15 protein-coding genes are annotated in these 12,753 nt (G+C 71.3%); 7 read left to right on the plus strand and 8 right to left on the minus strand.

The features are described 5' to 3' along the window. The first annotated feature begins 46 nt into the window (after positions 1-46). The 7 genes from ACZ8ZB_RS25195 to recX all read left to right on the plus strand — a co-directional run bounded on the left by ACZ8ZB_RS25195 (position 47) and on the right by recX (position 6,116). Entirely contained in the window at positions 47-1,045 is a 999-nt protein-coding gene (locus ACZ8ZB_RS25195; protein WP_470739904.1) for an AraC family transcriptional regulator, read from the plus strand. Beyond that, positions 1,042-1,662: an AzlC family ABC transporter permease gene (locus ACZ8ZB_RS25200; RefSeq protein WP_470741577.1), complete on the plus strand. Its 621-nt coding sequence runs from the start codon at positions 1,042-1,044 to the stop codon at positions 1,660-1,662. The genes ACZ8ZB_RS25195 and ACZ8ZB_RS25200 overlap by 4 nt, the downstream gene beginning before the upstream one ends. Continuing rightward, the gene (locus ACZ8ZB_RS25205; RefSeq protein WP_470739905.1) at positions 1,659-1,967 is read left to right on the plus strand and encodes an AzlD domain-containing protein; all 309 of its coding nucleotides are present in this window, start codon (positions 1,659-1,661) and stop codon (positions 1,965-1,967) included. Before ACZ8ZB_RS25200 ends, ACZ8ZB_RS25205 begins: the two co-directional genes overlap by 4 nt. A gap of 488 nt (positions 1,968-2,455) precedes the next feature. Then, positions 2,456-2,650 (plus strand): DUF3046 domain-containing protein, encoded by a 195-nt coding sequence (locus ACZ8ZB_RS25210; protein WP_470739906.1) that lies wholly within the window; start codon positions 2,456-2,458, stop codon positions 2,648-2,650. A 59-nt stretch (positions 2,651-2,709) separates the two neighbouring features. Beyond that, entirely contained in the window at positions 2,710-3,969 is a 1,260-nt protein-coding gene (locus ACZ8ZB_RS25215) for an AI-2E family transporter (protein WP_470739907.1), read from the plus strand. A gap of 240 nt (positions 3,970-4,209) precedes the next feature. Continuing rightward, positions 4,210-5,328: a recombinase RecA gene (recA, locus tag ACZ8ZB_RS25220; protein WP_470739908.1), complete on the plus strand. Its 1,119-nt coding sequence runs from the start codon at positions 4,210-4,212 to the stop codon at positions 5,326-5,328. Positions 5,329-5,330: 2 nt separating this feature from the next. After that, positions 5,331-6,116, plus strand: a complete 786-nt coding sequence (recX, locus tag ACZ8ZB_RS25225; protein WP_470739909.1) for a recombination regulator RecX — start codon at positions 5,331-5,333, stop codon at positions 6,114-6,116. Between the two features lie 42 nt (positions 6,117-6,158). On the opposite strand, the gene ACZ8ZB_RS25230 is transcribed toward recX, so the two are convergent. The 8 genes from ACZ8ZB_RS25230 to ACZ8ZB_RS25265 form a co-directional block, all read right to left on the minus strand. Then, positions 6,159-6,581: a rhodanese-like domain-containing protein gene (locus ACZ8ZB_RS25230; RefSeq protein ID WP_470739910.1), complete on the minus strand. Its 423-nt coding sequence runs from the start codon at positions 6,579-6,581 to the stop codon at positions 6,159-6,161. Beyond that, positions 6,578-7,111: a cupin domain-containing protein gene (locus tag ACZ8ZB_RS25235; protein WP_470739911.1), complete on the minus strand. Its 534-nt coding sequence runs from the start codon at positions 7,109-7,111 to the stop codon at positions 6,578-6,580. Before ACZ8ZB_RS25235 ends, ACZ8ZB_RS25230 begins: the two co-directional genes overlap by 4 nt. Positions 7,112-7,193: 82 nt before the next feature. Further along, the gene (locus ACZ8ZB_RS25240; RefSeq protein WP_353962876.1) at positions 7,194-7,280 is read right to left on the minus strand and encodes a putative leader peptide; all 87 of its coding nucleotides are present in this window, start codon (positions 7,278-7,280) and stop codon (positions 7,194-7,196) included. An 87-nt stretch (positions 7,281-7,367) separates the two neighbouring features. Beyond that, complete coding sequence (locus ACZ8ZB_RS25245; RefSeq protein ID WP_470739912.1) at positions 7,368-8,999, minus strand: FAD-dependent monooxygenase; 1,632 nt, start codon at positions 8,997-8,999, stop codon at positions 7,368-7,370. Between the two features lie 282 nt (positions 9,000-9,281). Beyond that, positions 9,282-10,190, minus strand: coding sequence for an amino acid ABC transporter permease (locus ACZ8ZB_RS25250; protein ID WP_470739913.1), 909 nt, complete (start codon positions 10,188-10,190; stop codon positions 9,282-9,284). Next, on the minus strand, positions 10,187-10,852 hold the full coding sequence (locus tag ACZ8ZB_RS25255) for an amino acid ABC transporter permease (protein WP_217128384.1): 666 nt from the start codon (positions 10,850-10,852) through the stop codon (positions 10,187-10,189). Before ACZ8ZB_RS25255 ends, ACZ8ZB_RS25250 begins: the two co-directional genes overlap by 4 nt. Before the next feature lie 83 nt (positions 10,853-10,935). After that, complete coding sequence (locus ACZ8ZB_RS25260; RefSeq protein ID WP_470739914.1) at positions 10,936-11,775, minus strand: glutamate ABC transporter substrate-binding protein; 840 nt, start codon at positions 11,773-11,775, stop codon at positions 10,936-10,938. Between the two features lie 79 nt (positions 11,776-11,854). After that, the gene (locus tag ACZ8ZB_RS25265; protein ID WP_189558102.1) at positions 11,855-12,631 is read right to left on the minus strand and encodes an amino acid ABC transporter ATP-binding protein; all 777 of its coding nucleotides are present in this window, start codon (positions 12,629-12,631) and stop codon (positions 11,855-11,857) included. Positions 12,632-12,753: the final 122 nt, after the last annotated feature.

Here is a 12,753-nt window from a genome sequence, read left to right on the forward strand (position 1 = left end):
GCGGGGGCCGCGGCCGGTGCCGTCCGGGCCGCGTGACAATGGCCGCATGGCGGAATCGCGCGAGGAGCGGGCGCGACACTGGCAGTACGACGAACTGCCCGGTGTCGATCTGCTGCGTGCCCGGTACATACGGAAGACGTTCATCCGGCACACCCACGAGCACTTCGTGATCGCCGCCATCGCCGACGGAGTGGAGGTCTTCCACCACGGCGGCGGCGACCAGTACGCGGGCGCCGGGGCCCTCGCCCTGGTGAACCCGGACACCCCGCACACCGGCCGGGCGGGCGTTCCCGAGGGCTGGCGGTACGGAGCGGTGTACCCGTCGCCCGAGGTGGTGGCCGCCATCGCAGCCGAGACCACCACGCTGCGCGGCACACCGGGGTTCGTGACGCCGGTGCTCGACGATCCGTACACCGTCCGTCTGGTGCACCAGGTGCTGCGGGCCACCGACGAGGGCAACGCGCTCGCCGCCGACACCCTGCTCCGGGTCGTGGTGACCCGGCTGCTGCGGCTGAACGGCGGGACGCTGCCGCGGCGCGAGGTGCGCACGGCGGGGGCCCGGATCGCCACCCGCGCGCGTGCCGTGCTGGAGGACCGGATGGCCGACCCGCCGACCCTGGAGCGGCTGGCCGGTGAGCTGGGCACCGGCCCGTTCGCGCTGCTGCGCGCCTTCCGGGACACCTACGGGATGCCGCCGCACACCTGGCTCACCGACGCGCGCGTGCGGAGGGCACGGCGGCTGCTGGACGCGGGGACGGCGCCGTCGGAGGCGGCCCTCGCGGTGGGGTTCACCGACCAGCCGCACCTGAACCGGCACTTCGGCCGGATCGTCGGTGTGCCCCCCGGCGCCTACCAGCGCGAGCGCAAGAACGTACAAGACGCGCGCGGCGGCCCGGCCGTACCGTCCGGGGTGTGGCAGTGGAACAGACAGAAGCACTCGCGGACGTACGGGACGACGGAGGAGGAAAGCCGGACGGCGCCGTCGTACGGGACGCCCTCGGCGTCGGGATCGCCGTCGGACTCTCCGGGTTCGCCTTCGGCGTGACCTCGGCGGGCAGCGGGCTCACCCTGCTCCAGACCTGTGCGCTCAGCCTGCTGGTGTTCACCGGCGCCTCCCAGTTCGCGCTGGTGGGGGCGCTGGCGGCGGGTGGGGGGCCGTTCACGGCCGCCGCGGGGGCGTTCTTCCTGGGGGTGCGCAACGCGTTCTACGGGCTGAGGCTGTCGCAGTTGCTGGCGCTGCCCCGCGCGGTGCGGCCGTTCGCCGCCCAGTGGGTGATCGACGAGACGACCGCCGTCTCGCTCGCCCAGCCCGGCCGGCGCAGTGCGCGCATCGGATTCGTGGTGACCGGGCTCAGCCTGTACGTCCTGTGGAACCTCACCACGCTGCTCGGCGCACTGGGCGCCGAGGCCATCGGGGACACCGGCGCGTGGGGACTGGACGCGGCAGGACCCGCGGTCTTCCTGGTGCTCCTCGCGCCGATGCTGCGCACCGGCACCGAGCGGACCGTCGCCGGGATCGCCGTTCTCCTGGGGCTGGGTCTGCTGCCCGTGCTGCCGGCCGGGGTGCCGGTCCTGGTGGCCGCGCTCGCGGCGCCGGCCGTCCTGTGGGCGCAGGGCCGGAAGAGCACCCCGCTCGGTGACACGGCGGAGGAGGACCGTTGAGCATCTGGATCGCGATCGGCGTGACCGCTTTCGGCTGCTACGCCGTCAAGCTCATGGGGCTGATGGTGCCAGCCGGGGTCCTGGAACGGCCCCTCGTGCGGCGTTTCGCCGCGCTCCTTCCGGTCGCCCTGCTGGCCGCCCTGACGGCCCAGCAGACCTTCTCCGACGGCCAGGCCCTGGTCCTGGACGCCCGTGCGGCCGGGGTGGCGGCCGCCGCCGTGGCGCTGATCCTGCGCGCCCCGTTCCTGCTCGTCGTCGGAGCGGCCGTCGTGGTGACGGCGGGGGTGCGGGCGCTGGGCGGGTGAGGCGACGGGCACGGTGCCCGGCGGCGTGCGGGGACCTGCCGACGCCGGGTTGTCCGGACGGCGTGACCACCGGCCGGGGACGGGTTCCACTCTCCCCTCCGGGAGTGCCTCCCGGAGGGGACACACCCCCCGGCGCCCACCCGTGCCGTCCTGGGACGCCTCCCAGGCCTTTGGAGCACTGGGGGAGGCACGCCTGCCCGCGGCTGCGGGCGGTTCCGCCGTCCGCCCGGTCGGCGGTACGGCCGCGCGCCACCGGGGCGCGCAGGGACTCGGTCGTCCCCGGAGAGCGGGCCTCCACCGGTGCCGCCGTCCCGGAAGCGGTGGACGAAGGGGGTGCCGTCCGGGCTCCCGCGGCGAGCGACCCCGCGGCAGGGGCGTCGGAGGCAGTGGGGCGGCTTCGGTGCCGGCCGTGGGCGCGACCGTGGGCGGAGAGCGGCGCGGCAGGTACCCCGGCCCGGGACCGTTCCCGCAGGCGGGATACTGGGCGCATGCGGTTGACGGTTTTCTGGGAGCGGATGGCGGAGCACTTCGGCGCGGGCTGCGCCGACACCTTCGCGCGCGACCATGTCATGTCCGAGCTCGGCGGGCGCACCGTGCACGAGGCGCTGGCGGCCGGCTGGAACGCCAAGGACGTCTGGCAGGTGGTCTGCGCGGTCATGGACGTCCCCGCGGAGAAGCGCTGATCGTCACGGAGGGCGCACGGGAGCGCATGGGCCCGGCCGGCGTGGGCGAGACTTGATCCGTGGCACCCACTGACGAGACCGGGCAGGCGGCCCGGCATCCCACCACGCCCGGCGCGCCGCCTCCCGCCGGGCCCCCGCCGACCCCCGTATCCGGGCCGGGCGCCCGCATGCCGCGCTGGCTGCCGCGCGCCATGGTGCTCGCCCTCGCGCTGTTCGCCTTGTTCCAGCTGGGCAGCTGGGTCTTCCACCAGCTCATCGGCCTGCTGGTCAACATCCTCATCGCGTTCTTCCTGGCGCTCGCCGTCGAGCCCGCGGTGAGCTGGATGGCCGCGCGCGGGGTGCGCCGGGGTCTGGGCACCTTCCTCGTCTTCCTGGGCGTGCTGATCGCCGCGGCGGGCTTCGTCACGCTGCTCGGGTCCATGCTGGCGGGACAGATCATCAAGATCGTCGAGGACTTCCCGGACTACCTCGACTCCGTGATCAACTGGGTCAACACGCACTTCCACACCGAACTGCGGCGCGTGGACATCCAGGAGGGCCTGCTGCGCTCCGACTGGCTGCGCAACTACGTCCAGAACAGCGCCACCGGTGTCCTGGACGTCTCCGCACAGGTCCTCGGCGGTCTCTTCCAACTGCTGACCGTGGGGCTGTTCTCGTTCTACTTCGCCGCCGACGGCCCGCGACTGCGGCGCACCGTCTGCTCCCTGCTGCCGCCCGCCCGGCAGGCCGAGGTGCTGCGCGCATGGGAGATCGCCGTGAACAAGACGGGCGGCTACCTCTACTCGCGCGGACTGATGGCGCTGGCCTCAGGGCTGGCGCACTATGTCCTGCTGGAATTCCTCGAGGTGCCCTACGCGCCCGTCCTCGCCGTGTGGGTGGGCCTGGTGTCGCAGTTCATCCCCACCATCGGCACCTATCTCGCGGGCGCCCTGCCCATGCTGATCGCCTTCGCGGTCGACCCCTGGTACGCGCTGTGGGTGCTGATCTTCGTGGTGGTCTACCAGCAGTTCGAGAACTACGTGCTGCAGCCCAAGCTGACCTCCAAGACCGTCGACATCCACCCGGCGGTCGCCTTCGGCTCGGTCGTCGCGGGCACCGCCCTGCTCGGTGCCGTCGGCGCGCTGATCGCCATTCCCGCCGTCGCCACCCTCCAGGCGTTCCTGGGCGCGTACGTGCGGCGGTACGACGTCACGGACGATCCCCGCGTGCTCGGCCACCGCGGCCTCGGCGGGCCGGGCGCCCTCACCCGCATCCGCCGGCTGCGGACCCGCCGGACGGACACGGAGCGGCCCCGGGACGGAGACACCGGGGCTTCCTGAGAGAGGGCGTCCCGCGCGACACGCCGGACCGTGGTGCCGCGCGATGCGCTTGACACAAAAATCGAACATCTATTCTCATGGAAGTGCCGGTGAGGCTCGACGGCAGGTGCTCTGCCCCGGTTCGGGCGGGAAAGCCCTCGTGTTATCCACAGGCCGGAGGTGCGTCGGGGCGCGTTGTCAGTGGCAGGCGTTAGCGTCTTTGACGTGAAGCGATCGAATCAAGCAAATCGGGTGGAACCCATGGCAGGAACCGACCGCGAGAAGGCGCTCGACGCCGCGCTCGCACAGATTGAACGGCAATTCGGCAAGGGCGCGGTCATGCGCATGGGCGACCGGACGAACGAGCCCATCGAGGTCATCCCGACCGGGTCGACCGCGCTGGACGTGGCGCTCGGTGTGGGCGGCCTGCCGCGCGGTCGTGTGGTGGAGATCTACGGACCGGAGTCCTCCGGCAAGACGACCCTGACCCTGCACGCGGTGGCGAACGCGCAGAAGGCCGGCGGTCAGGTCGCGTTCGTGGACGCGGAGCACGCCCTGGACCCCGAGTACGCGAAGAAGCTCGGCGTCGACATCGACAACCTGATCCTGTCCCAGCCGGACAACGGCGAGCAGGCCCTGGAGATCGTGGACATGCTGGTCCGCTCCGGTGCCCTGGACCTCATCGTCATCGACTCCGTCGCCGCGCTCGTACCGCGTGCGGAGATCGAGGGCGAGATGGGCGACAGCCACGTCGGTCTGCAGGCCCGTCTGATGAGCCAGGCCCTGCGGAAGATCACCAGCGCGCTCAACCAGTCCAAGACCACCGCGATCTTCATCAACCAGCTCCGCGAGAAGATCGGCGTGATGTTCGGCTCCCCGGAGACCACGACCGGTGGCCGGGCGCTGAAGTTCTACGCCTCGGTGCGCATCGACATCCGGCGCATCGAGACCCTGAAGGACGGCACCGAGGCGGTCGGCAACCGCACCCGCTGCAAGGTGGTCAAGAACAAGGTGGCGCCGCCCTTCAAGCAGGCCGAGTTCGACATCCTCTACGGCCAGGGCATCAGCCGCGAGGGCGGCCTGATCGACATGGGCGTGGAGCACGGCTTCGTCCGCAAGGCCGGCGCCTGGTACACGTACGAGGGCGACCAGCTCGGCCAGGGCAAGGAGAACGCCCGCAACTTCCTGAAGGACAACCCCGACCTCGCCAACGAGATCGAGAAGAAGATCCTGACGAAGCTGGGCGTCGGCGTACGGCCTGAGGAGCCCGCCGCCGAGCCGGGCGCGGACGCCACGGGCACCGTTCCGGCCGAGCCGGCCGCCGCAGCGGCACCGGCGGCCAAGGCCACCAAGTCCAAGGCCGCGGCGGCCAAGAGCTGACCGTGACGCGACGAACCGACTGGGCCGAGTACGAGTTCGCGGCCTCCGGTGCCCCACGGGGGAGGGGCACCGGAGGCGGCGACGGCTCAGCCGTGGACGGTGACGCGGCGTACGGCGACACCACCGGCGGGGGCGGCCCCCGCGACGGAGGCGGCGCACGGGCGGGCGGCTCGCGTGACGGTGGGCCGCGCGGTGGACGCGGGCGCAGACGCCGGGCCTTCGGCGAGGCGGCCGCGGAGGACGGGGGCGACTCCTCCTCGTCGAGGGCCGAACGGGAGGAGCCTCCGGCGGACCCGGTCGAGCGGGCGCGGGCGATCTGTCTGCGCCTGCTCACCGGGACCCCGCGCACCCGGAAACAGCTCGCCGACGCCCTCCGCAAGCGGGAGATCCCGGACGAGGCCGCCGAGGAGGTGCTGTCCCGGTTCGAGGAGGTCGGACTGATCGACGACAGCGCCTTCGCGGACGCCTGGGTGGAGTCCCGGCACCACGGCCGAGGGCTCGCCCGGCGCGCGCTCGCCCGGGAGCTGCGTACCAAGGGGGTCGACCCCACACTGGTCGACGCGGCCGTCTCCCAGCTCGACTCCGAGCAGGAGGAGGCGACCGCCCGGGAGCTGGTCGCCCGCAAGCTGCGCGCCACCCGCGGGCTCGACCGCGACAAGCGGCTCCGCCGCCTCGCCGGCATGCTCGCCCGCAAGGGCTACTCCGAGGGCCTCGCCCTGCGCGTCGTCCGGCAGGCGTTGGAGGAGGAGGGCGAGGACACGGAGTTCCTCGGCGACGAGGCGTTCTGAGCCTGCGCGGTGGCACGGCACCGGACGCTTTCCGCGCGCCGCCTACCCGGGCGGTGCGGGGACCACCGGCAGGCCCGCCGCCCGCCAGGCCTGGAAGCCGCCGGTCAGATCGGTGGCCCGGCGCAGGCCCAAGCGGTGGAGGGACTCCGCGGCAAGGCTGGAGGCGTAGCCCTCGTTGCAGACCACCACGACCCGCAGGTCGTGGCCCGTGGCCTCCGGGAGACGGTGGCTTCCCCGCGGGTCCAGGCGCCACTCCAGTTCGTTGCGTTCGACGACGAGGGCCCCGGGAATGAGCCCGTCCCGTTCCCGCAGCGCGGCATAGCGGATGTCCACCAGCAGCGCCTCACCGGTCCGTACGGCCTCGTACGCGTCCCGGGGGCCGACGCGCTCGTAACCGGCGCGCACCCGTTCCAGCAGCTCGTCGACGCCCACAGCGCCGCCGGCCGGTTCGTCCGTTCCGCTCACTGCCAGTCCTCCGGGCGTTCGACCTGCTCCAGGCGGAGAATCCGGCCGCTGCGGCTGTAGCGGCGGATCCGCGGCAGCGGCGGATAGTAGGCGTGCACGGAGATCGCGTGCCGGTCCGGGGACTCGTTGAGCACCTCGTGGACGTGATGCCGCCCGAAGGCACGCCCCTGTCCGGCCCCCAGCCGCCGTTCCCGGTCCACGCCGTCCGTGAGTTCCAGGGTTTTCCAGCCGTCGGTGGGCAGCCGCACGGCGAGCGCGTTCTCCTTCAGCTCGCCCGAGGCGGTCATGAAGGCGCCGACGGAGTCGGCGTGGTCGTGCCAGCCGGTGCCGGTGCCGGGCGGCCAGCCGATCAGCCAGGCCTCGCTGCCGCCGGGCCCGTCGAGCCGCACCCAGGTGCGCCCCTCGGGATCGAGCGGAAGGGTGGCAATCAGTTCGGGGTCGGCGGCGATACGCCGTACGAAGTCGAGGAGGTCCGCCTGTGTGGGTGCGGAGACGGGAGCCGGAACAGGGGAGGAGACAGACACGTGCACCGTCCTGGGGAGGGTTCGCGGGGGCGCGCGGCCACACGTACGAGACGGCGGGCGGCGCGCGGGAAGGGGCGGGAGACGCGAATCAGCGGGACGGGCGACACACGCAGCCCGCATAGCGGACGAGGTCCATATGGACCCTCCGCCACAGGCGCACACAGGTGTCGGTCACGAGGCGGAGTACACCACGGGGCCGCCCACCGGTTCAACTCGTCGACACCATGCGGACCGCAGGGCGGCGACCCGACGGCCGGGACCCTCAGCGTGACCCGGCCCCCGCATCCGCCCTGGCCCCTGCATCCGCCCTGCTCTCCGCATCCGCCGCGACGGGACCGCCGACCGCGGCTTCCGCCGCCGCGTACAGATCGGCCGGGCGAACCCCGCTCAGCGCTGTCACCAGGTGACCGTCGGGGCGTACCAGCAGCACGGTGTGGGCCGCCGCCCCCGGATAGCTCTCGGCCACCAGCAGTTCGGCCCGGTGCGGCAGTGCCGAGACGGCCGCTGCCAGCCGGGGCATGATCCCGGCGGACACCCAGTGCCGGCGCTCCCACACACCCGTGCCGGGTGCGATCAGCACCACCAGCAGCGCACCCCGGCCGAACCGGTCCCGCAGCCGGACGAAGGCGCCGTCCTCCGCCGTGACCCGTACGTCCGTCACCGCCGCCCCGGGAGCCGTCCGCAGGGGCGTCTCGCCCTCGAGGCGGCCGGGGGTGAGCGGCGAGTCGGCGTACGCCCCCGGCGCGCCCAGCGCGCCCCGCCCCAGGTGGCCGTCCATCAGCAGGGTGTCGTGCCCCCGCGCTGCCCCGGGAACGTAGGAGCGCAGCCCTCCGCCGCCGCGCACCAGCGGCAGCGCCTGGTCGGCGGCGCGCAGCCGGGCGGCGACGATCGCCCGGCGCTCGGTCTGGTAGCTGTCGAGCAGCGCCTCATGCGGACCGTGGTGCCAGGCCAGCGCCAGCTTCCAGGCGAGGTTGTCGGCGTCGCGGAGCCCTTCCTCCAGCCCGTGCGTGCCCAGTGCGCCGAGCAGGTGGGCCGCGTCCCCGGCGAGGAACACCCGGTCGGCCCGCCAGCGCCGGGCCAGCCGGTGGTGGACCGTGTGCACCCCGGTGTCCAGCAGTTCGTACGGCGGGGTCGGACCGCCCGTCCAGCCGGCCAGGGTCTCCCGGATCCGGCCCAGCAGCAGTTCGGGCGTGACCAGGTCCTTGCCCGGCGGCAGCAGCCAGTCCAGGCGCCACACCCCGTCCGGCAGCGGGCGCGCGGTGATCTCCCCGGCCGAGGGGCCGGAGGTGCGCCACGGCGGCGCGCGGTGCAGCAGTGCCTCGTCGTACCAGGGGAGTTCGGTGCGCAGGGCGGCCACGGCGTGACGCTCCACCGCGGTGCGGCCGGGGAAGCGGATGTCCTGGAGCTTGCGCACGGTCGAGCGCGAGCCGTCGCAGCCGACCAGGTAGCTGCCGCGCCACCAGGTGCCCGTCGAGCCCCGGGTGTGGGCGGTGACCCCCGAGGGCTCCTGCTCTATGGCGTCCAGCCGGCTGTTCACGGCGACCTCGACGAGCCGTTCGCCGGCGAGGGCGGCGCGCAGGGCGCCCGTCAGGACGTGCTGGGCGATGTGCAGGGGAGCGGGCCCGGTGTCGCCGAAGGCGACCTCGGCCGTCACCTGCTTGCGCCGCATCGACCGCCATCCGGCCCAACGGACACCGGCGTGCGCGAGCGGCATCCCGGTCAGCCGCTCCATGAGCGCGGCGGTCTCCTCGCGCAGGACGACGGTGCGCGCCGGGCGGGGCTCGTCCTTGCCCGGTCCTTCGTCGAGGACCACGCACGGCACTTCCTGGCGTGCCAGCGCCAGTGCGAGCGCGAGCCCGACGGGCCCCGCTCCGACGATGATCACCGGGTCCACGGCGCGGCGCCCCCTGCTCGAAGTGACGTCCGAAGGGACGTGGAGGAACAGGAAGATGGAGCAGGGTGCACGATCACAGAACGTATGCAACCTATTGCCGGTGCTTGCGTCAAGTGACCGATGGCCAGTGACGATCATGAAGCGGGCCAGGGTCCGTCACACCACTTGACGGTTCCTCGCACGAGTCCGGTGCGCACCGCTCCTCCGTACCGTTGAGGACGGTCGGCAACGCGACATGACTGTGGCCCGCCGGGATGCGGCGGGCCACAGTCATGTCGTGCGTCACTTCTTCGTGTCGGCCTTGTACACGTTCCCGACCTCGGCCGCGTTGAGGTCGTCCACTTCCTGCGCGCCGACGACCGCGCCCGTGCTCTTCTTGCTGCGCCTGAGCCTCGCCTCCAGCCAGCCGGCGAAGGTCGTCAGGGCGAAGTTGAGCGCGATGAAGATCACGGCCACCACCGTGAAGCTGGCGATGACGTTGGCACCGTAGTAGCCGCTCATCGTGTTGGCCGAGGCGAGCAGCTCGGGGAAGGTGAGGACGGCGCCGCCGAGGGCGGTGTCCTTCACGATCACGACGAGCTGGCTGACGATGGCCGGAAGCATCGCGGTGACCGCCTGCGGCAGCAGGATCCCCCGCATCAGCTGGCCCTTGCGCAGCCCGATCGCCATGGCAGCCTCGGACTGGCCCTTGGGCAGGGACTGGATGCCGGCGCGCACGATCTCCGCAAGGACGGAGGCGTTGTAGAGCACCAGACCCGTGACGACCGCGTACAGCGGGCGGTCGTCGGAGCTGACGTCGGTGTACTCGGCGAACAGGGCGAGACCGAAGATCATCAGGACCAGGACGGGGATGGCCCGGAAGAACTCGACCACGATTCCGGCCGGGACGCGGATCCAGGCGTGGTCGGACAGCCGAGCGATGCCGAGGGCCGCGCCGAGCGGCATCGCGATGAGGACCGCGAGCACGGCCGCCTTCAGCGTGTTCTGCAGACCCGGCCAGATGTACGTGGACCAGGCTTCGGTGCCGGTGAAGAATGGTTCCCACAGGGACCACTCCAGCTGGCCCTTGTCGTCGAGGGTGCTGAACACCCACCACAGCAGGGCGGCGAGGGCGGCCAGGAAGACCACCGTGAAGATGATGTTCCGCCGCTTGGCGCGAGGCCCCTGGGCGTCGTAGAGAACGGAGCTCATCGCTTCACCGCCACCTTCTTGCCCACCCAGCCGAGGATCAGGCCGGTCGGCAGCGTCAGAACCACGAAACCGAATGCGATGACCGCGGAGATCAGCAGCAGTTGCGCCTCGTTCTCGATCATCTCCTTCATCAGCAGGGCCGTCTCCGCCACACCGATGGCGGCGGCCACCGTGGTGTTCTTGATGAGCGCGATGAGCACGTTCGCCAGCGGACCGACGGACGAGCGGAACGCCTGGGGCAGCACCACCAGGCCCAGCACCTGGTTGAAGCTGAGCCCGAGCGCGCGGGCGGCCTCCGCCTGGCCGACCGGCACCGTGTTGATGCCGGAGCGCAGCGCCTCGCACACGAAGGCCGCGGTGTAGAGGATCAGACCGAGGACGGCGAGCCGGAAGTTGATCGTCTCGAAGTCGTCCGCACCGAGACTGACACCCAGCGTCTGGTTCAGACCCAGCGACGTGAAAAGGATGATGACGGTCAGCGGGATGTTCCGCACGATGTTCACGTACGCGGTCCCGAAGCCGCGCATCAACGGCACCGGGCCGACACGCATGGCGGCCAGCAGGGTGCCCCAGATCAGGGAGCCGACGGCGGAGAGCACAGCGAGCTGCACCGTCGTCCAGAAAGCCCCCAACAGGTCGTAATCTTCAAGAAAGTCGAACACGATCTCCCGCGCTTCCGCGTGTAGGGATGCCCACCCCGATGCGCCGCCCCGCATCCGGGGCGGCGCATCCGTCAGGCGTTGCCTCAGCTCTTGATGTCGCCGATCTTCGGCGCGGGCTCGTTCTTGTAGTTGGCCGGGCCGAAGTTGTCCTTGACGGCCTTCTCCCAGGACTTGTCGGCCACCATTTCCTCAAGGGCCTTGTTGATCTTGTCCTTGAGGTCGCTGCCCTTCTTGACGCCGATGCCGTAGTTCTCGTTGGTCAGCTTGAAGCCGCCGAGCTTGAACTTGCCCTTGAACTGGGACTGGGCGGCGTAACCGGCGAGGATGGAGTCGTCGGTGGTCAGTGCGTCGACGGCACCGTTCTGCAGACCGGGCAGGCAGGCGGAGTACGTCGGGTAGGGCTGAAGCTGCGCCTTGGGCGCGAGCTTGTCCTTGACGTTCTGCGCCGAGGTGGAGCCGGTGACCGAGCAGAGCTTCGCGTTGTTCAGGTCCTCCGGCGACTTGATCTTGTCGTCGTCGGCGCGGAGCAGCACGTCCTGGTGGGCGAGCAGGTAAGGGCCGGCGAAGTCGACCTTCTCCTGGCGCTCCGGGGTGATCGAATAGGTGGCGGCGATGAAGTCGACGTCACCGCGCTGCAGCATGGTCTCGCGGTCGGCGCTCTTCGACTCCTTCCACTCGATCTGGTCCTCGTCGTAGCCGAGCTTCTTGGCGACGTACGTGGCGACGTCCACGTCGAAGCCCTCGTAGCCCTGGGGAGTCTTCTGACCGAGACCCGGCTGGTCGTACTTGATGCCGATCTTGATCTTGTCGCCGCCCGAGGAGGACGAACCGTTGTCACCGTTGTCGTCGCCGCCACAGGCGGTCGCGGTCAGGGCGAGGGCGAACACGGCGGCCGAGGCGGCGGTGACCTTGCGGAGCTTCATGGTGCACATCCTTTGGCTGGTGAAGTGATGCGGCCCGGGCGGTGTCCGGTGACGCAGGTCGTCGGGTGCGGGGCGCGCCTCAGTGGTGCAGGATCTTCGACAGGAAGTCCTTGGCGCGGTCGCTGCGCGGATTGCTGAAGAACTGGTCCGGCGAAGCCTGTTCGACGATGCGGCCGTCCGCCATGAACACCACGCGGTTCGCCGCCGAGCGGGCGAACCCCATCTCGTGGGTGACGACGATCATGGTCATGCCGTCCCGGGCGAGCTGCTGCATGACCTCCAGCACCTCGTTGATCATCTCCGGGTCGAGCGCCGAGGTCGGCTCGTCGAAGAGCATGACCTTGGGCTCCATGGCCAGAGCCCGGGCGATGGCGACACGCTGCTGCTGGCCGCCGGAGAGCTGTGCGGGGTACTTCTCGGCCTGCGCGCCCACGCCGACCCGGTCGAGCAGGGCACGGGCCCGCTCCTCGGCCGCCTTCTTGTCCTTCTTGCGGACCTTGACCTGGCCCAGCGTCACGTTCTCGAGCACGGTCTTGTGCGCGAAGAGGTTGAAGGACTGGAAGACCATGCCCACGTCGGCCCGCAGCCGGGCGAGCTCCTTGCCCTCGTGGGGCAGGGGCTTGCCGTCGATGGTGATCGAACCGGAGTCGATCGTCTCCAGACGGTTGATGGTGCGGCACAGGGTGGACTTGCCGGACCCGGAGGGTCCGATGACCACGACGACTTCGCCACGGGCGATCGTCAGGTCGATGTCCTGGAGTACGTGCAACGCGCCGAAGTGCTTGTTGACGCTCTTCAGGACGACCAGATCGCCGGTCGCGGCCACATCTTCCTTGGCCACCGATACTTCGGTCATCGCTCTCGGGCTCCGTCCTCCTCGGTTTCGGAGGACAGTAGTAACCCGTCAGACCTGCGTCATCACATCTGAGGGGAATCTGAGCATCACGATCCGATAGCAATCGGACACCTGTCGTAGCA

This window comes from Streptomyces sp. 12E (assembly GCF_055633275.1).

What these genes read in the sequence shown, in the direction of transcription:
- ACZ8ZB_RS25195 (WP_470739904.1), top strand. Translation starts at nt 47, where the DNA reads ATGGCGGAATCGCGCGAGGAGCGGGCGCGACACTGGCAGTACGACGAA.
- recA (WP_470739908.1), top strand. Translation starts at nt 4,210, where the DNA reads ATGGCAGGAACCGACCGCGAGAAGGCGCTCGACGCCGCGCTCGCACAG.
- ACZ8ZB_RS25265 (WP_189558102.1), bottom strand. Translation starts at nt 12,631, where the DNA reads ATGACCGAAGTATCGGTGGCCAAGGAAGATGTGGCCGCGACCGGCGAT.
- ACZ8ZB_RS25260 (WP_470739914.1), bottom strand. Translation starts at nt 11,775, where the DNA reads ATGAAGCTCCGCAAGGTCACCGCCGCCTCGGCCGCCGTGTTCGCCCTC.
- ACZ8ZB_RS25210 (WP_470739906.1), top strand. Translation starts at nt 2,456, where the DNA reads ATGCGGTTGACGGTTTTCTGGGAGCGGATGGCGGAGCACTTCGGCGCG.
- ACZ8ZB_RS25250 (WP_470739913.1), bottom strand. Translation starts at nt 10,190, where the DNA reads ATGAGCTCCGTTCTCTACGACGCCCAGGGGCCTCGCGCCAAGCGGCGG.